Source organism: Nonomuraea sp. NPDC047529 (assembly GCF_040642995.1).
In the GTDB taxonomy this organism is placed as follows: Bacteria; Actinomycetota; Actinomycetes; order Streptosporangiales; family Streptosporangiaceae; genus Nonomuraea.
Genome location: NZ_JBEYTJ010000004.1, coordinates 326,146 through 344,146, shown reverse-complemented (window position 1 = coordinate 344,146; position 18,001 = coordinate 326,146). Strand labels below are relative to the sequence as shown.

General features: G+C 71.3%; 17 protein-coding genes. 9 read left to right on the top strand and 8 right to left on the bottom strand.

Features of this window, described 5'->3' with window-relative positions; genetic code table 11:
- Positions 1-168: 168 nt before the first annotated feature.
- The 3 genes from ABZ815_RS10135 to ABZ815_RS10125 all read right to left on the bottom strand — a co-directional run bounded on the left by ABZ815_RS10135 (position 169) and on the right by ABZ815_RS10125 (position 3,058).
- Positions 169-1,416, bottom strand: coding sequence for an MFS transporter (locus tag ABZ815_RS10135; RefSeq protein ID WP_357696068.1), 1,248 nt, complete (start codon positions 1,414-1,416; stop codon positions 169-171).
- On the bottom strand, positions 1,413-2,504 hold the full coding sequence (locus tag ABZ815_RS10130; protein WP_357696066.1) for a PLP-dependent cysteine synthase family protein: 1,092 nt from the start codon (positions 2,502-2,504) through the stop codon (positions 1,413-1,415). The genes ABZ815_RS10135 and ABZ815_RS10130 overlap by 4 nt, the downstream gene beginning before the upstream one ends.
- Positions 2,505-2,599: 95 nt before the next feature.
- Complete coding sequence (locus tag ABZ815_RS10125) at positions 2,600-3,058, bottom strand: hypothetical protein (protein ID WP_357696064.1); 459 nt, start codon at positions 3,056-3,058, stop codon at positions 2,600-2,602.
- 246 nt (positions 3,059-3,304) lie between these two features.
- On the opposite strand from ABZ815_RS10125, the gene ABZ815_RS10120 reads away from it, so the two are divergent.
- The 5 genes from ABZ815_RS10120 to atpE all read left to right on the top strand — a co-directional run bounded on the left by ABZ815_RS10120 (position 3,305) and on the right by atpE (position 8,079).
- Positions 3,305-4,567 carry an aminotransferase class V-fold PLP-dependent enzyme gene (locus tag ABZ815_RS10120; protein ID WP_357696062.1) on the top strand — a complete coding sequence of 421 codons (1,263 nt, stop codon included), beginning with the start codon at positions 3,305-3,307 and terminating at the stop codon, positions 4,565-4,567.
- A 44-nt stretch (positions 4,568-4,611) separates the two neighbouring features.
- Positions 4,612-5,025: a metalloregulator ArsR/SmtB family transcription factor gene (locus ABZ815_RS10115; protein WP_357696060.1), complete on the top strand. Its 414-nt coding sequence runs from the start codon at positions 4,612-4,614 to the stop codon at positions 5,023-5,025.
- Positions 5,025-5,924 carry a cation diffusion facilitator family transporter gene (locus tag ABZ815_RS10110; protein ID WP_357696058.1) on the top strand — a complete coding sequence of 300 codons (900 nt, stop codon included), beginning with the start codon at positions 5,025-5,027 and terminating at the stop codon, positions 5,922-5,924. The genes ABZ815_RS10115 and ABZ815_RS10110 overlap by 1 nt, the downstream gene beginning before the upstream one ends.
- Positions 5,925-6,075: 151 nt before the next feature.
- The gene (locus ABZ815_RS10105) at positions 6,076-7,647 is read left to right on the top strand and encodes a M28 family metallopeptidase (RefSeq protein ID WP_357696056.1); all 1,572 of its coding nucleotides are present in this window, start codon (positions 6,076-6,078) and stop codon (positions 7,645-7,647) included.
- A 198-nt stretch (positions 7,648-7,845) separates the two neighbouring features.
- Positions 7,846-8,079 (top strand): ATP synthase F0 subunit C, encoded by a 234-nt coding sequence (atpE, locus tag ABZ815_RS10100; RefSeq protein WP_357696054.1) that lies wholly within the window; start codon positions 7,846-7,848, stop codon positions 8,077-8,079.
- A gap of 135 nt (positions 8,080-8,214) precedes the next feature.
- Here the strand turns inward: atpE and ABZ815_RS10095 are convergent, their stop codons facing one another.
- Positions 8,215-9,072: an NAD(P)H-binding protein gene (locus ABZ815_RS10095; RefSeq protein WP_357696052.1), complete on the bottom strand. Its 858-nt coding sequence runs from the start codon at positions 9,070-9,072 to the stop codon at positions 8,215-8,217.
- An 86-nt stretch (positions 9,073-9,158) separates the two neighbouring features.
- Here ABZ815_RS10095 and ABZ815_RS10090 point away from each other — a divergent pair, with 86 nt between their 5' ends.
- Together ABZ815_RS10090 and ABZ815_RS10085 are read left to right on the top strand one after the other, a co-directional pair.
- Complete coding sequence (locus ABZ815_RS10090; protein ID WP_357696050.1) at positions 9,159-9,944, top strand: helix-turn-helix transcriptional regulator; 786 nt, start codon at positions 9,159-9,161, stop codon at positions 9,942-9,944.
- A gap of 266 nt (positions 9,945-10,210) precedes the next feature.
- Positions 10,211-10,681, top strand: coding sequence for a hypothetical protein (locus tag ABZ815_RS10085; RefSeq protein WP_357696048.1), 471 nt, complete (start codon positions 10,211-10,213; stop codon positions 10,679-10,681).
- A 137-nt stretch (positions 10,682-10,818) separates the two neighbouring features.
- Here ABZ815_RS10085 and ABZ815_RS10080 read toward each other — a convergent pair whose 3' ends face one another.
- Positions 10,819-12,027, bottom strand: coding sequence for an acyl-CoA dehydrogenase family protein (locus tag ABZ815_RS10080; RefSeq protein ID WP_357696046.1), 1,209 nt, complete (start codon positions 12,025-12,027; stop codon positions 10,819-10,821).
- A 140-nt stretch (positions 12,028-12,167) separates the two neighbouring features.
- Here ABZ815_RS10080 and ABZ815_RS10075 point away from each other — a divergent pair, with 140 nt between their 5' ends.
- The gene (locus tag ABZ815_RS10075; protein WP_357696044.1) at positions 12,168-13,307 is read left to right on the top strand and encodes an MCE family protein; all 1,140 of its coding nucleotides are present in this window, start codon (positions 12,168-12,170) and stop codon (positions 13,305-13,307) included.
- A 14-nt stretch (positions 13,308-13,321) separates the two neighbouring features.
- On the opposite strand, the gene ABZ815_RS10070 is transcribed toward ABZ815_RS10075, so the two are convergent.
- A complete protein-coding gene (locus ABZ815_RS10070) occupies positions 13,322-14,524 on the bottom strand; it encodes an MFS transporter (protein WP_357696042.1) in 1,203 nt (400 codons plus the stop codon).
- Positions 14,525-14,611: 87 nt separating this feature from the next.
- Between ABZ815_RS10070 and ABZ815_RS10065 the strand changes: the two genes are divergently transcribed.
- Positions 14,612-15,184, top strand: coding sequence for a TetR family transcriptional regulator (locus ABZ815_RS10065; protein ID WP_357696040.1), 573 nt, complete (start codon positions 14,612-14,614; stop codon positions 15,182-15,184).
- A gap of 109 nt (positions 15,185-15,293) precedes the next feature.
- Here ABZ815_RS10065 and ABZ815_RS10060 read toward each other — a convergent pair whose 3' ends face one another.
- Both ABZ815_RS10060 and ABZ815_RS10055 read right to left on the bottom strand, forming a co-directional pair.
- A complete protein-coding gene (locus ABZ815_RS10060) occupies positions 15,294-16,232 on the bottom strand; it encodes a glucosyl-3-phosphoglycerate synthase (RefSeq protein WP_357696038.1) in 939 nt (312 codons plus the stop codon).
- Between the two features lie 35 nt (positions 16,233-16,267).
- The gene (locus tag ABZ815_RS10055) at positions 16,268-17,740 is read right to left on the bottom strand and encodes a helix-turn-helix domain-containing protein (protein WP_357696036.1); all 1,473 of its coding nucleotides are present in this window, start codon (positions 17,738-17,740) and stop codon (positions 16,268-16,270) included.
- Between the last annotated feature and the right edge of the window lie 261 nt (positions 17,741-18,001).

Sequence of the window (18,001 nt, the reverse complement as noted above, 5' to 3'; positions counted from 1 at the left end):
GCCCAGACCCACGTGGCCGGCCGCCGCAGCCGCCCCACCCGTGACGCCGACCCCAGGCCCTGACCCGGACGCGGCCGCTCCACCACGCCATGCACCCCCCAGGGCCTGAGCGGGTCGCGGGCGCTCCAAGGTCGCCATGCGACCCCTGACCGGGTCGCGGGCGATCTTTTAGGTGGCCATGGCCGCCGGCAGGCGCGGCCGGAGGGCTCTGCGGTGTTCCAGGCGGGCCACCGCCAGGGCGGAGACCAGCCCCGCGAAGGTGAGTGACAACCAGGGCAGGCCCGCCCAGCCCGCGTCGGCGGCGACGTCCAGCAGGGCGCCCGACAGCAGGTTCCCGGCGAGGATCCCGGCGCCTGAGGCCAGGTTGTACAGGCCGTAGTAGGTGCCGACCAGTTCCTCGCCCGCCATGTCGGCGATGGTGGCCATCTCGAACGGGAAGGCCACCAGCGTCCCCGCGCTGAGCAGCAGCGCGCACACCAGCGCGGCCGCGATCGTCGCCGCCGGCGGCAGGCGCAACTGCGTCGCCACGACCATGGGCACGAAGGCCGCACCCATGAGGGCCAGCCCGCGGGTGATCGCCTGGCCGCGGCTCCACCGTTCGCCGCACCAGGTGGTCAGGCGTACCTGCCCGGCGATGCCGAGCAGCGCCGACACCGCGTACAGGGCGGTCACCGCCCATTGGCCACCGCCGGCCTGCTGCACCGCCAGCGGCAGGGCGAGGTACATCTGGTACGACAACGCGTAGGAGGCGATCATCGACGCCGCGAACGAGACGAACGCCCGGTCACCGAACGCCCGCCGCCAGGCCCGCAACACCGGCTGCCGCACCTGCCCGGGTTCCCGGGGCCGCGACGGCAGGTAGAACCCCTGCAGGACGGTCAGGACGGCGAAGATCCCCGCCGCCCCCAGGCACACCGCGGTGAACCCGCCCGCCAGCAGCAGCACCCCGAGCAGCGGCCCGAGCAGGATGCCACCCTGGTAGAACACGTTGAACACGGCGAAGGCGGCCACCTTGCGCGGCCCGGCCGCGGCGGCCAGGTACGCGCGGGCGGCCGGGTTGAACAGCGCCCCCGCCAGCCCGGTGATCACCGCGGCAGCCACCAGCAGCGGCAGCGACGTGGTGAGCCCGAACAGCGCGAACCCCACGGTACGCAGGGCGCACCCCGCCATGATCATGGGTTTGTGCCCGAACCGGTCGGCCAGCGTGCCGCCGATCAGGAACATGCCCTGCTGGCTGGCGTTGCGCAGGCCGAGGATGAGCCCGATCGTCCAGGCGGCGAGCCCCGCGCCGGCCGACAGGTGCTGGGCGAGGTAGGGCATCAGCATGTAGAAGCCGATGTTGATGCCCGCCTGGTTGATCTGCAGCAACCGGATCGGCCGGTCGAAGGAGCGGAACTGCGCCAGCGTGGCCTTCATCGCCTGCCCGCCAGCGGGTCGCGGACGGCGGCGCAGCGGGTCCAGCGGCGTACCTCGCGCTCGGAGGGGCTGGCCAGCACGTCGGGCTCCTCGGCCGGGGTCACACCGAGCAGGTCGTGGGCGCGGCAGTAGCCGTCGTCGAAGACGGTGTTCCAGTAGCGCCAGGGCCCGTCGGGGAAGACGGCGACGACGCAGCCGCCCGGCCCGGACCGTCCGGCCAGCCAGCGGGCCACCAGGCTGACGGCTCCCGTGCTCCAGCCGCCGGAGACGTAGTGCTGGGCGGCCAGGGCGCGGCAGGCCCACACCGCCTCTGCGGCGCTCACCCAGTGGACCTCGTCGAAGGCGTCGTAGGCGACGTTGCCTGGATGGATGCTGGAGCCCAGGCCGCGCATCAGGCGGCGGCGGTCGGGCTGCCCGAAGATGGTCGAGCCGACGGTGTCGACGCCGACCAGCCGCAGCCGGGGCAGGTGACGGCGGAGCTCGCGGGTGATGCCCGCGCTGTGCCCGCCGGTGCCGACGGAGCAGACCAGCGTGTCGATGTGCGGGAGCTGGGCCAGCAGCTCGCGGGCCAGCCCGGCGTACGCGGCCACGTTGTCAGGATTGTTGTACTGGTCGGGGCAGTAGGAGCCGGGCAGCCCGGCCAGCACGTCCGCGACCCGGTCGCGGCGGGCCCGCTGCCAGCCGCCGACGGGATGCGGCTCGGGCACGATCTCCAGCCGTACGCCGTAGGAGAGCAGCAGCCGCTGCATGAGCGGTTCCATGCCGGGATCGGCGACCAGGACGACCGGGTGGCCGAAGGTGATCCCGGCCAGGGCCAGCCCGAGGCCGAGGGTGCCGCTGGTGGACTCGACGATCGTCGCGCCGGGGGCCAGATCGCCCCGGGCGCGGGCCTGCCGGATCATGTGCAGGGCGGGCCGGTCCTTGATGCCGCCCGGGTTGAAGCCTTCCAGCTTGGCCCAGAAGCCGCCGCCGTCCGCGACGAACGGCGCGGCGACGAACGCAAGTGGTGTGTTTCCGACGGTGACAGAAATACCCGGATTTCCGATGGCGGGCAGAATGTCAGGGCGCGACAAAGTGTCGTACGACATTGGTTGATATCCCCGAGATGAACGGCGCACGCGCGGCACGGAAGACGCCGCGTCAATGGCGCGATGGAAATGGACGGCGACGAAAAGCGCGCGTCCTATATGCGCATCACGCGGAGACGTTCGGGACCCGGCGCGGGCTCCCGCGGGGCGGCCCGCGGCGCCGGTCCTACGGGCACCGCCACGACGGCGACGGGCAGGGCGGCGAGCGAGGGGACGGCCGCCACGGCCGGCGCCGAGGCCGCGGTCGCCGAGCACTGCTGCTCGGTGCCGTGCAGATGCCCCGGGGGCAGCTCGCCGTGGAGGCACCCCGCGTCCAGCACCGGCATCCGCCCGGACAGCCGCCTGACGTGCCGGTGCGCGTCGAGGTGCGCACTCTGGAGGGTCGGCGCGGAGCCACCCTGGACCCGCTCGGACAGCTCGACGGCCGCGCACGCGCCGCCGTGCGCGAACACGACGGTGATCAGCATGGCCAGGGCCAGCACCGCGCGCGGCAGCCACCGGCCGGCCCCCGGGGCGGGCGGGCGGCGTGTGCGGGCTGACCTGGTGGTGAGCATCACCCCAGAGCATGCCCGCCGCGCGGCGCGGCTCGCCGGGAAAAGGCCAAGGTCGACGTAAAGAAATCACCGGGGCACGGAAATGGGCGCCGCGAATTGCCTTCCGCGCCCCGATCCTCCTTATCGGCATTTTCTTCGGATGACGGGCACAACGGCGAGCCGTCCCCGCCGGGCGCGACATCTCCGCGACACTGGCATTCGCCGGCGCGGCCCCGATTCCGCGCCGCCCGACCTTGGGGGTGTGTCATGGCCCTGTCCAGACGTGCGGTCATCGCCGGGGTCGGCGCGCTGGCCGCGCTCCCGCCGGCCGCCGCCGACGCCTCGGGCCCGGCCCGGGACGAACGCTTCTGGGCGGACGTGGCCGGGCAGTTCCGGGTCAGCGGCGACTTCGTCAACCTGGAGAACGGCTACTACGGGATCATGCCCGAGCCGGTCCGGCGCGCCTACCACCGCAACGTCGACGACCTCAACGCCCGCAACTCCCACCTGCTGCGCACGGCGTACAAGGCCAGGGCGGACCAGGTGCGCGACCGTATCGCCGGGCTGCTCGGCGTCGCCCGCGACGAGATCGCGCTCACCCGGGGCGGCACCGAGGCGCTGCAGAACCTCATCTCCGGCTACCGGCGGCTGCGGCCGGGCGACGCCGTGCTCTACGCCGACCTGGACTATCCCGCCGCCCAGCACACCATGAACTGGCTGGCCGGGCGGCGCGAGGCGACGGTCGCCCGGTTCGTCCTCCCCGAGCCCGCCACCCGACAGGCAGCACTGGATGCCTACGAGCGGGCGCTGGGGACCACCCCGAGGGCCCGGCTGCTCCTGCTGTCGCACATGAACAACCGCACCGGCCTGGTGCTGCCGGTCCGGGAGATCGTCGCGATGGCCCGCGAGCGCGGCGTGGACGTCGTCGTGGACGCCGCCCACTCCTGGGGGCAGCTCGACTTCACCCTGCCCGCCCTCGGCGCCGACTTCGCCGCGTTCTCGCTGCACAAGTGGATCGGCGCGCCCCTCGGCACCGGATTCCTCTTCATCCGCCGGGACCGGTTGGCCGACATCGAGCCCGTCTTCCGCGACGAGAGCTTCCCGGCCGGCGACATCCGCTCGCGGGTCCACTCGGGCACCATGGACGTCGCGGCGCCGCTCACCGTCCCCGACGCCCTCGACTTCCATCAGCGGCTCGGCGCCCCCGTCAAGCAGGCCCGGCTGCGGCACCTGCGCGACCGCTGGGTGAGCCAGGTCCGCGACCTGCCCGGCCTGGAGATCCTCACCCCGGACGAACCCGGCATGTACGGCGCGATCACCGCCTTCCGCATCACCGGCCGCACCTCCACCGCCGACAACGAGGCCATCGCCGCCACCCTGCTGGACACCTACGGCCTCTACACGGTCGCCCGGACGGGCATGGCCGGCGGCGACGCCGTCCGGGTCACCCCGGCCCTGTACACCTCGACGGCGCAGGTGGACCGGCTGGCGGCGGCGTTGAAGCGGCTGACCCCGCGACTGCGGGCCTGAGCCGCGCTTGACAGCTCACCGATATGCCCGGCCAGGTTGGATATATGAACAGTTCTTCAGACGACCACGTGTTGTTCGTGGACGGGTGCGCGGTCAAGGTGGTCGACGCCGACCGCGTCGCGGCCGTGCACGAGCGCATGCCCGCCGCCGAGGACCTGACCGACACCGCAGACGTCTTCGGCCTGCTGTCCGACCCCAACCGCCTGAAGCTGCTGGTCGCCCTGCTGGACGGCGAGCTGTGCGTGTGCGACCTGGCGGCGGTGACCGGGCAGAGCGAGTCGGCGGTCTCCCACGCGTTGCGCCTGCTGCGCGCCCACCGCATCGTGGCCGCCCGCCGCTCGGGCCGGATGGCCTACTACCGCCTTGCGGACCCCCACGTACGGATGCTGCTGGACCTGGCGCTGGCCCACACCGAGCACACCGAGGCCATCCACCCCGAACGGGAGGGCGGGCACTGATGGGCACGGGTCACGGGCACGGGCACGCCGGCGCCCGCCACCGCTGGCGGCTGGCGGTCTCCTTCGTCCTGATCGGCGGATTCTTCCTGGTCGAGCTGGCCTACGGCCTGATCTCCGGGTCGCTGGCCCTGATGTCGGACGCCGGGCACATGGCCGCCGACGTCGTCACCCTCGGCGCGGCCCTGGTCGCCACCAGGATCGCGGGCCGCCCCGACACCACCGGCCGGCGCAGCTACGGCTCCTACCGGGCCGAGGTGTTCGCCTCCCTGCTGGCCGTCGTGCTGATGCTCGGCGTCGCCCTGTACGTCGTGATCGAGGCGATCGGCCGCATCGGCGGGAACGCCGAGGTCTCCTCCGGCCCGATGCTCGTCGTCGGCGCCGTCGGCCTCGTGGTGAACCTCGTCGCCCTGCTCCTGCTGCGTTCGGGCGCGAGCGAGAGCCTCAACGTCAAGGGCGCCTACCTGGAGGTCGTGGCCGACACCGCCGGCTCGGTCGGCGTCATCGTGGCCGGCTGGCTGGTGGCCGCCACCGGGCAGGCGTTCTGGGACACCGTCGTCGCGCTGGCCATCGGGGTGTTCGTGGCCGTCCGGGCGGTGTCGCTGGGGCGGCAAGTCTTCGCCGTCCTGGGGCAGCACGTGCCCGAGGGCATCGACGCCGCCGCCGTGGCGGCCGACCTCGCGGCCATCGACGGCGTGCACAACGTGCACGACCTGCACCTGTGGACGCTCACCTCCGGCATGAACGTGGCCACCGCGCACCTGGTCACCGCCGAGCCGGGCGACAACCACGCCGTCCTGGACCGGGCCCGAGACGTGCTGCGGCAGCGCCACCACATCGCGCACGCCACGCTGCAGGTGGAGCCGGTCGACCATCAGGGCTGCGACGAGCTGGGCTGGTAGCGGACGGCGCGAGGCCCCTCCCGTTACAGGAAACTCCTGTCCGACATCGGACGACTCAGATTCTTCCCACAGGTTGATTTGTCGGCTTATGTATTCTCCTGGGCCGCTGAATCGGGAAAGACACCTGTTCATCTGATTTCGAGGAGCTTGTATGCGCATCACCCTGCGCAGAGGCACCTTCCGCGTCCTCGCGACGGCCGCGGCACTGTCCCTGCCCCTGGCTCTCCTCCCGGCCGCCGCCCAGGCGGAACCCACGCCTGGGCCGGCCGAGAAGAAGCTGATCGAGTCGGTCACCGCCCCCGCGGTGAAGAAACACCTGCAGGCATTGCAGAACATCGCCAATGCCAACAACGGCAACCGCGCCGCCGGCACCAGCGGTCACCTGGCCTCGCGCGACTACGTCGCCGGCAGGCTCAAGAAGGCCGGCTACAACGTCACCCTCCAGCCCTTCGACATCGCCTACTTCGAGGAGAAGTCGACGGCGCTCATGGAGCGCGTCTCCCCCGGCCCGCGCGTCTTCACCCCGACCCCGCCCGACGGCTCCTCCGTCGGCGAGTTCGCCACCATGACCTACTCCGGGAGCGGCGAGGTCACCGCGTCCCTGCAGAACGTCGACCTCGTCCTGCCGCCCGGCCCGACGCCCAGCACCTCCAACTCCGGGTGCGAGGCCGCCGACTTCGCCGGGTTCACGCCGGGCAACATCGCGCTGTTGCAGCGCGGCACCTGCGACTTCGTGGTCAAGGCCAACAACGCCAAGGCCGCGGGGGCCGTGGCGGTGATCGTCTTCAACGAGGGCCAGCCGGGCCGCACCGCGACCCTGCGCGGGAACCTCGGCACGCCCGTCACCATCCCGGTGCTGGGCACCAGCTTCGACGTCGGCCAGGAACTGGCCACGACCGGCGGCGTGATCCACATCAAGACAGACACCGTCAGCGAGATGCGCACCACCTACAACGTCATCGCCGACTCCAAGTGGGGCGACCCGAACAAGGTGGTCATGTCCGGCGCCCACCTCGACTCCGTCCCGGCCGGGCCCGGCATCAACGACGACGGCTCCGGCACCGCCGCCACGCTCGCCGTCGCCGAGGCCCTGGGCAAGATCCCGACCCGCAACCGGCTGCGCTTCGCCTGGTGGACCGCGGAGGAGCTGGGCCTGCTCGGCTCGATCCACTACGTGGAGACCCTGCCCGCGGCAGAGCTGTCCAAGATCAAGCTCTTCATGGACTACGACATGCTCGGCTCCACCAACTACGCCTTCAAGATCTATGACGGCGACGACTCCGACGGCGTCGGCGCCCCCGCGGGCCCGCCCGGATCGGACGAGATCGAGAAGCTCTACGAGAAGTACTTCGACCTCCTGCACCAGGGGCACAACGGCACCGACTTCGACGGCCGCTCGGACTACGGCCCGTTCATCGAGGCCGGCATCCCCTCCGGCGGGGTCTTCACCGGCGCCGAGGGCATCAAGACGCCCGAGGAGGCCGCGATCTTCGGCGGCACCGCGGGACAGCCCTACGACCCCTGCTACCACCAGGCCTGCGACACCACCGCCAACATCAATGACAAGGCGCTCGCGCTGAACACCGGCGCGATCGCCACGGCGGCCGTCGTCTACGCCTACAGCCGCGACCTGCCCGGCCCCGACACCGCCCGACCGGCGGCCAAGGCCCGCGCCGCGACGACCACGCTCAAGGCGACCATCGAAGGCAGGGAAACCCGCTGAACCCGTCCTTTCCGTGCGCCCGCACCGGGCGCACGGAAAGAACCTTCACCATATAGATAGATTTGTCCAGCACGTTGATCGACGAGCATTTTGCGGAGAAACTAGAGAAACGCCATATTTTCTTTCTCGCGTCCACCCGCTGGAATGGCAGCAAGACCAGCGACACACTGCTTCATCGGACGCCAGAAAGGCGGCGCAATGGAAGTACTCGCTCAAGTCTCCGGCAACATCACCGCCATCGGCTACGGCCTCGCCGCGATCGGCCCCGGCATCGGGGTCGGCATCATCTTCGGACAGGGTGTGCAGGCCATCGCCCGTCAGCCCGAGGCGTATCCACTGATCCGCCAGAACATCCTTCTCGGTTTCGTCCTCACCGAGGCGCTGGCCCTGATCGGGCTGGTCGCGCCGTTCATCTTCCAGTTCCTCAAGTAATCGCCGCCTTCGGAACGTGAATGGCGAACTCACGCTGAAGACGGGTGGCGGTGACCGTTCAGGAGTCACGCCACCCCTACGACGGAGTCACTGGCAGCAGCGTTTCCCGGTTGCCCGGGTCCTCAGGCGCCGGTGTCAGCCGGAGACGAAGGCGGCGCTGTGATCGGCCGCCCAGGTGAGGAACGTACGGGGACCACGTCCCAGCACCAGCTCGACGTCACGAGTGAGCCGGGCGTTGCCGTCCCGCGCCACCAGCCGGGAGCCGTCGACCGCGACGTCGGCGAACTCGGGATCCACCCCGGCGGCGATCAGCTGCGTGCGGTAGACCTCCAGTGGCAGGTCCATCGTCTCGACGGCCCGCCCTAGCGTCTCCCCCAGCGCCTTGGCCATGTCCCGGACGCCGAGCAGTTCGGGCCCGGTCAGCGTGAGGACGGTCCGTACGTGCTCGTCGGACGTCAGCGCCGTCACCGCCACCTCGGCCACGTCCCGCGGATCGACGACCCCCTGCCTGCCCTTGCCCGTCGTGTTCGGCACCGGCTGCCCCTGCCGGACCTGGGGAGCCCACCTCAAGGCGTTGGAGGCGAAGCTGGACGGCCGCAGTATCGTCCATTCCGGCTCACCCGCGCGCAACGCCCGCTCTCCGGCCAGATGCCAGTCCCCGACTCTGGCACCCCCATGCTCCTCTCCCGTGCCGATGGCCGAGACCTTCACCACTTTCCGCACCCCCGCAGCCTGCGCCGCCATGACCATCGCCTCGTCATGCCGAGCGAGCCACGGGCCCGGGGCACTGAGGAGGAACATGGCGTCGGCACCGCGCGCCGCTGCGGCCAACGACCCAGGATCGTCGAAATCCCCCTGGACGACTTCCACCCCCGGCAACGCCTCGACCTTCGACGGCGTCCGCGTCATCGCCCGGACACGCTCACCCTGGCCCGCCAGCAGCCGGACCACCTCACCGCCGACCGTGCCCGTGGCACCTGTGACAACAATCATGCGCCCCACCCTGTCACCCTGCCCACCAGCCCTTATAGGAATTTTCGGCACGCACGCGCATCTCGTGGCCCGGCTACCGTGTGGTCATGAGCATCGAGGTCTCGAAGACCGTGCCGGACGGTCTGCGGTCGCTCGTCAAGGCGGTGAGCGTGCTGAGGGCGGACGATCCCGCAGCGGGTGAGCGGCCGCCGCTCGTGCACCTCCCCGACCCCGACACATCCCTGATCTTCCGTACGACCTCCGCCGGGCGGAGCGACCTGCTCGTGATCGGCCCGCGCACGCGCGCCTCGTACCACGTCGGCAAGGACCTCCCGTTCTGCCTGCGGTTGCGGCTGCGTCCCGGCGCCACCCGGCCGTTGCTCGGCGTCCCGGTGAGCGAGGTCGTGGACCGGGTGGTCCCCCTCAGGGAACTGTGGGGCGCCTCCGCCGACCCGCTGGACGCCGCCCTGGCGTACGCGGGCGGTGACGACGGCCTGGCACTCAAGCACCTGGAGGCCGCGCTGTCGGCCAGGACCTCGGCGGACGGGGTGAGGGCCGAACTGGTCCAGGCCGCCGTCCAAGCGCTGCGCGGTCGTGCGCGCGAGCGACGCGAACCGCTGCCCGCCATCGCCCGCCACCTCGCCGTCAGCGAACGCCACCTGCGCGCCCTTTTCGCCGACGCCGTCGGCCTGTCGCCCAAACGCTACGAACGCATCGAACGCGTCCGTCAAGCCCTCGCCCTCGCCCGTGCCGACGGCCCCCGTTGGGCCGACCTGGCCACGGCCACCGGCTACTACGACCAGTCCCACATGACGGCCGAGTTCCGCACGCTGATGGGCGTCACCCCGGCCGCCTACTTCGAAGGCCGCCTGCCCGCCCTCCAACCCTGCTGACAGGCTCGCGGCGCAGACTTCGGATCGCGCCGACGCCACCACCCCATCCCGCGGTACCGGCACATCGTCGCTCCCCCCGCAAGCCGGACCACGATCCCACCATCTTCCTCGGTGGTAGAAGCCGGCCCGGACACCCGGTCCAACGGTCAGATCTGCCGCTTCGAGGTCACCGACATCCATGACGTGATGAAGGCCGTCGGCAAGGATATTCACAAGAAATGAACCTTTTGGGCCCGTCCTTTCTGTGGCGCATATGCTGCGTCCTGGTGTTGGCCGTCGCCATCTCCATGGTGGCTGGACTACGGCAGTCGCGGCCGGCCGAGCCGCCCTTTCCCGGGCAGATCGACACGGTCGAGGTGGAAGGACGGGTCCTCATCATGCAGGCGGTCAGCCTGGCGATCCCCACGAAATGCCTCAAGACCGACGAAGCCCAAGCTGTCGAGTCCGAGACGGTCGTCCGGGTCCGGGTGATGATTCGCAATGTCTGCCCGGCATCCGAGCGCACGCTGCTGGAGAAGTGGCGGGAGGAGTTGTGGCCGCGCGCCCGCCTCGACACGGGCATCGGGGCCGTCGACGTGGCCGTCACACTCGACCGCCCCTTGGGGCGCAGGAAGGTCCTCGACGAGGAGGGCCGCGAGATCCGGGTCTGCCCGATCACGGGCTCGCGACTGAAGACCATGCAACAGTGCCTGACGAAGGTGCGGGCACCGCATCAGCGATCTGCCCGCCCGGGGTGACCGTGCGTATGCGCTCGCTGGTCGGGGTGACGTGCTCGCGTCCGTCGCCCCGGCTGAGGCGGCGGACAACTCGTGAGCGGTGGCGTGCCGCGGTGATGGACCTGCGGCACACCACCCCCATCTGACGTGCGAAGTTCTCAGCGAACCGGGAGGCCGGTGACGGCGCGGCCGATGATGAGCCGCTGGATCTCGCTCGTCCCCTCGAAAATGGTGTAGATCTTGGCGTCGCGGTGGAATCGCTCGACGGGGTGTTCCCGGGTGTAGCCGGCGCCGCCCAGGATCTGGATCGCCTGCTCGGTCACCCACACCGCCGTCTCCCCCGCCACCAGCTTCGACATCGACCCCTCGGCCTGCTCGAACGGCCTGCCGTTGCGGGCCATCCAGGCCGCCCGCCAGGTCAGCAGGCGGGCCACGTCGACGCGGGTCGCCATGTCGGCGAGCAGGAACGCGATCGCCTGGTTGTCGCCGATCCGGCGGCCGAACTGCTCGCGTTCGCGGGCGTAGTCCCTGGCGTACTCGAAGCCCGCGCGGGCGATGCCGACGGCCATCGCGGCCACCGATGGGCGGGTGGTCTCGAACGTGCGCATCGCGGCCTGCCCGCCGGCGCGTTCGCCGTTGCGGACCTTGGCCAGGCGGGCGTCCAGCTTCTCCTTGCCGCCCAGCAGGCACGATCCAGGCAGGCGCACGTCCTCCAGGATCACCTCGGCGGTGTGCGAGGCACGGATGCCGTGCTTGCGGAACTTCTGCCCCATCGACAGGCCGGGCGTGCCGGGCGGGACGACGAAGCTCGCCTGCCCGCGGGTGCCCAGCGACGGGTCCACCGAGGCGACGACCACGTGGACGTCGGCGATGCCGCCGTTGGTGGCCCAGGTCTTGACGCCGTTCAGCACCCAGTCGCCGTTGTCGTGGACGGCGCGGGTGCGGATGGCGCCGATGTCGGAGCCGGCGTCGGGCTCGGAGGCGCAGAAGGCCCCGAGTTTCACGTCGTTCTCCGTGCCGAACATCTGGGGCAGCCACTCCCCCATCTGCTCCGGGGTGCCGTTCGCGGACAGCGCGGCGGCGGCCAGGCCGGTGCCGACGATGGACAGGCCGATGCCGGCGTCCCCCCAGAAGATCTCCTCGAACGCCACCGGCAGCGCCAGGCCGCTCTGCTCGAACCATTGGGTGGCGAAGAAGTCCAGCGAGTACAGGCCGACCTTGGCGGCCTCCTGGATCACGGGCCAGGGGGTCTCCTCGCGTTCGTCCCATTCGGCGCCCGCGGGGCGGATCACGTCGCGAGCGAACGCGTGAACCCAGTCGCGCACCTCGATCACGTCGTCACTGAGCTCCGGACAGAACCCGGTCATCGCGTCCACTCCCTGGCCGTTCCATTGTTACCGTTGGTAACAACCTACCGGCGAGTGGGGCCCGGCCGGAAGGTGCGAGAGTTCGGCGACCCACGGTAATGTTCTGGTCACCGTACGCCCAAGTCGATCGAGGAAGGCCGATGGACCGCCGGCTCGCCGCACTTCTCGCCGTCCTCGCGCTGGCGGCGGGATATCTGCTGCTCAGGCCGGTCGCCGGCGTCCGGGTCATCGCCTGGTTCGATGCCGCCGTGGGGCTGTATCCGGGCTCCGACGTACGCGTCCTCGGGGTGCGGGTCGGCCGGGTCACCGCGGTCAGCCCGGCGGGCGCGAAGGTCCGGGTGGAGCTGGCCCTCGACGCCGGGCGCAGGGTCCCGGCCGACGCGCAGGCGGTCATCGTCGCGCGGTCGCTGATCGCCGACCGGTTCGTGCAGCTCACGCCGCCGTACCGGGGAGGGCCCGTGCTCCAGGACGGCGGCACGCTGCGCGAGACCCGCTCCCCGGTCGAGATCGACGAGGCGTTACGCGGCTACGACCAACTCGCCGCGGCCCTCGCCCCGCCGGGTTCCCCGCGGCCAGGCGAGGCGGGCGAGCGCGGCGCGCTGGCGCGGTTGTTGCGAGTCTCGGCGGGCACGTTCGGCGGCCAGGGCGAGACGGTGGGCGCCACCGTGCGCGGCCTGTCCGACGCGGCTTCCGTGCTGGCGGGAGACGGCGACGACCTGGCCCGTACGGTGCGCGACCTCGCCACGATCACCGGCGCGATGGCCCGCGACGACGCGCGCATCCGGGCGTTCATGAAGGACCTGGCGGGCGTGTCGGCGCAGCTCGACGGCGAGCGCGAGGAGCTGCGCGCGGTGCTGCGCGAGCTGTCCTCCACGCTCACGCAGGTCGCGGACTTCGTCGAGGACAACAGGGGTGAGATCGCCGCCAACTCCCGCGATCTCGCCCACCTCACCACCCTGCTGGTACGCCAGCGCGCCTCCATCGGCACGTTCCTCGACGCCGCGCCGCTCGCCCTGAACAACGCGAACAACGCCTACGACCCGGCGAGCGCGACGTTCCGGGCCCGGTTCAACCTCAACGGCCAGACCGACGACGTCGCGATGTGGCTCTGCTCGCTGGCCCACTCCATGGACAGCGGCTGCGAACCGCTGCTCGGCGCGCTCAACCCCTTGGCGCGGGCCCTCAACGACGCGGTGGCGATCAACACGTCGTGGCTGCTGCCCGATGTGCGTGTCGATCGCCCCGATCTGTCGCTCGGCGGGCTGGTCACGATCCCCTGACCGGCCCCGCCGGGTCAGTGTCCCGTGGGGGCCGGGCGGCGGGCGGAGGCGAGGACGGCCAGGGCCGCCACGCCCATGCCGATCGCCAGGCCGTACACGAGCGGGTTGAACCCGCCGAACGCGGCCGCGAGCTGGGGGCCGACGCTGCCGCCGACGGCGAGGGCGAAGGAGAACAGGGCGAGCGCCGTGCCGCGGGCCGGTCCGGCCTGGGCGGAGATGGCCTCGTTCATGCTGGGCAGACCGCCGGTGATGCTGGCGACGTACACGGCCAGCAGGAGCACCAGGCCGAGCGCGCCGGCTCCGGTGAACGCGACAGCCGCCAGGGCGAGCCCGCCCATGACCAGGAACGCGGTGGCCCTGGCCGTGGTGGGGATCCGGGCCAGCCACGGCATGAGCGCCGGCATCAGCACGATCGAGGGCAGTCCGGAGGCGCGCAGCGTGAGCAGGCCGGCGGGTGATGTGCCGCCGTAGATCTGCAACCCGGTGTAGACGGCGACGAACCCGGCCATCAGCATCACCGTGGCCACGTAGCGCAACGCCAGCACCCGGTCGAACAGCAGACCGGGCACCGCCCGGTAGGCCGACAGCAGCGACCCCGCCGACTCGCGCGGCAGGTCGGGCAGCATGACCGCGCGCAGGCCGAGCCCGGCGAGGGCGAATCCGGCGGCCGACAGCAGGAACAGCCCCCGCCAGCCGACCGTCTCGACCAGCACCTGCGCGGCCACCTGCAACAACACGGCCGAGGCGAGGAAGGCGCCGGTCACCGCGGCGATGGCGACCACGCGGCGCCGCGGCTCAAGCCGTTCGGCCAGGTACGCCATGCCGGCGGGCGGGAACATCGCCACCGCCACCCCCTGGACGGCCCGCAGCACGAGGGCCATCTCGGGGTTCGGGCTCAACGCCACCAGCGCGCTGGTCAAGGCCGCGAGCGGCAGGCCGGCCATCAGCAGGCGGCGGCGGCCGTACCGGTCGGACAGCGGGCCGAACACCAGGAACCCGACTCCGTAGCCGGCGCCGAACGCGGTGACCAGCCAGGTCAGGCCGCCGGGCGAGGTGTGCCAGCCGGTCGCCATGTCGTGCAGCAGGGGGATCACGATGTACAACTGCCCGCTGCACAGGACCGCGGTGAGGGTGAACGCCAACAGGGTGCGGCCGAAACGGGCGTAGTCGGTACGGACGGCCGGGGCGGCCTCCGTACGGGGAAGAGTCAGTGCCATGGCAGAGGACGGTAGCCAACCAAATAGTTGGACGTCAACTAGATAGTTGGTTTACAACCAACTAGTTGTTCGTGGCAGAATGAAGACATGTCACCCAAGGTCTCGACCGCCGCCACCCGGGCCGCCCTGCTGGAGGCCGCCCGCGAGGAGTTCGCCGCGTACGGCGTGGCGGGGGCGCGCGTGGATCGCATCGCGGAACGCGCCGGCGTCAACAAGGAGCGCATCTACGGGCATTTCGGCAACAAGGAGAAGTTGTTCGACGCCGTCATCAACGAGGCGCTCGACGACCTGACGTCGCAGATCGCCCTGCCCGGCGCCGACCCCGTCGACTACGTGGCCCGGCTGACCGACTACTACCGGCGCCACCCCGACCTGGTGCGGCTGCTGATGTGGGAGGCGCTCAACTACCGCGGCCAGGAGCTGCTGCCCGGCCAGGAGGCGCGGGTCGAGCGGTGCGCGCGCAAGGCGGCGTCGCTGGCCGAGGGACGCGGCGAGGAGCCGTCCGAGGCGACGGCGCGCACGCTGTTCACGCTGACCGGGCTGGCCCTGTTCCCGGCGATGATGCCGCAGCTCGGGCGGATCATCCTGGGCGACGAGGCCGACGACCACGACGCCCTGCGCGACCAGCTCACCGCCTTCGTGACCGCAGCCCTCAAGTAGCCCCGACCGACCGAAGCTCCCGTGCACGAAGGGCCCGGCGCGGGTGACGGACCGCCCTGGGCGGTGGGCCTCGCACAGCCCAGGCGGCTCGTGAGTGTTTGTGGGGCGGTCAGGGGCCGGACGGGCGGGGCAGGGTGAGCATCGGAGGGCGTTCGCCGATGGCGACATGGCGGGTCAGTATGTCGTGGCCGCCCTCGCACCGGCGGAACTGCGCCAGCTCCACCCCCGGCACATGCCGCCCCTCGATCTTCCCCTGACGCCGCAGCCGCGACCACGCCGCCAGCATGATCTGGGCCGCCATCCCGCCGAGCGCCTCGGTCGACTGCGGGGCGTGCTCGCGCGAGCCCAGGTCCACCTGGGCCAGGCCGTCGAGCCCGGCCAGGTCCAGCAGGTCGATGAGCAGGCCGAGCTCCACCCCGTACCCGGTGAGGAACGGCACGCGTTCCAGGGCCGAGCGGCGGCCGGCGTACTCGCCGGCGAGCGGTTGCACGAACCCGGCCAGTTCCGGCCAGTGCAGGTTGATCAGAGGACGGGCGACCAGCTCGGTGACGCGGCCGCCGCCGGTGGGAGCACCGTTCAGCGGACGGTCGTAGCAGCCCTTGGCGTAGGCGACCGTGGGATCGGTGAGCAGCGGGCCGAGCAGCCCGGCGACGAGCGAGGCGTGGAAGTGCCTGATGTCGGCGTCGGCGAAGGCCACCACGTCGCCGGAGGTGACCGCCAGCGACTTCCACAGCGCCTCGCCCTTGCCCTCCAGCGGTGCGAGTTCGGGCAGGATGTCCCGTTGGGCGTGCACGGCGGCCCCGGCCCGGGCTGCGACGCGGGCGGTGTCGTCGGCCGAGCACGAGTCGATGACGACGATCTCGTCCACGAGGCCGTCCAGCTCGCGCCGGATGACCTCGACGATCTCCCCCACGGTCTCCCGTTCGTCGCGGGCCGGGAGGACCACGCTCACCGTGGTGCTCCCCTTGGCCGCCACGAGATCGGGCAGCGGCCAGTCCGCGGCACACGACGTTCGGCGATGCCACCATTTCCGCACATCAGGCAGCATGTGCGACACCTCCCCCGTTACCCCCGCATGTCAGCTTATGCGAGGGTCGCGTGGCGCTCCAGGAAGGTATAGACGTCCGCCTCGTCCACGCCAGGGAACGACCCTGGCGGCAGGGCGGCCAGGATGTGCGAGTTGGCCCGCGCGGACGGCCAGGCGTACCCCTCCCAGCGTTCGGCCAGCTCAGTGGGCGGACGGCGGCAGCAGTCGCCGTTGGGGCAGCCGGACTTGGTGCGGTTGGTGGTCTCGCGGCCCCGGAACCACCGCGACTCCCGGTACGGCACCCCCAAAGTGATAGCGAAGTCCCGTTCCCGCGACGGATCGACGTGGGCGACGCAGAAATAGGTGCCGGTGGGCGAGTCGGAATACTGGTAGAACACCGAGAACCGGTCGGGCGAGGCGAACACCTGCCGCCCCGACCACTGCAGGCACATCCGCTGCCCCTCGATGGCCCCCTGCTCGTCGGCGGGGAAGACGATGCCGTCGTTCTCGTACGCCTTGTAGATGGTGCCGCCGGCGTCGTTGCGCACGAAGTGGCAGACGAGACCGAGGTGATGGGTGGCCAGGTTGGTGAAACGGTGGGCGGCCATCTCGTACGAGACCGCGAACACGTCGCGCAGGTCCTCCACCGACAGCGCCCGCGCCGCCTTGGCCTCCTGGAGATAGGGGGCGGCGGCCCGCTCGGGCACGAGCACGGCGGCGGCGAAGTAGTTGGCCTCGGTGCGCTGGCGCAGGAAGTCGGCGAAGTCGCGCGGCTTGCCGTGGCCCAGCGCGAGGTGGCCGAGCGTCTGGAGCAGGATCGTGCGCGGGGTGTGCATGCCGAGCTGCTCGTGCTTGACGTAGATGCGCCGGTTGCGCAGGTCGGTGATGGAACGCACCGAGCGCGGCAGGTCCTGGGCGGTGTGGACGGTGTAGCCGAAGTGCGTGACCAGGCCCTGGATCGTGCTCTGGGACAGGGCACCGGTGCGGTAGCCGACGGCGTCGAGCGCCTCGGCGGCGGCCTTCTCGATGTCGGGGAAGTAGTTGCCCACCTCGCGCTGCCTGCGCCGCAGCTCGGCGTTGGCGGCCCTGGCCTCCTCGGGCGTGGCGGTGCCGCGGGCCTGCCGGGCGCGCAGCTCGCCGTAGAGGCCGAGCAGGTGTTCGAGCACGTCGTTGGGCACGCGCGCGGACACCTTGAGCCGGGGCAGGCCGAGCCCGGCGTAGATGGGGTCGCGCTGCGCCTCCTCCAGCGCTATTTCGAGTTGGGCGCGCCGGTTGGGCGGCTGGCGGCGCAGCAGCTCCTCGACGGGGACGCCCAGCGCGGTCGCCAGGGACTTGAGCAGCGAGAGCTTGGGCTCGCGCTTGCCGTTCTCGAGCAGCGACAGCTGGCTGGGCGCCCTGCTGACGCGCGAGCCCAGGTCCGACAGGGTGAGGCCGCGCTGTTTGCGCAGGTGGCGCAGGCGCTGGCCGAACGCGAGCAGATCGAGCTCCTGCGTCAAAGACAGCGGTTCTTCGCCTATCAGGGACGCCATGAAGGCATCTTAGACAGAAATTCGGCCCATTTTCTAGCCTTTGGGCACTCGGGGCATGTCGCAGCGGGACACGAGAGCCAGGTGCGGTTCCAGAGAGCGAGTGGTCTAGTCCAACAGGAAAACTTGCGTTTTCTTCTCAGTTGAATACCCACGAGTAATGCACGCATCGGAAACTTTGGACGTTCTTCTTCCAGATGGAGCCTGTTGACACCGGCTCTCCGGGCAGATGATCGAGGTGAGCCCCAGGGGACGACAAAGGAG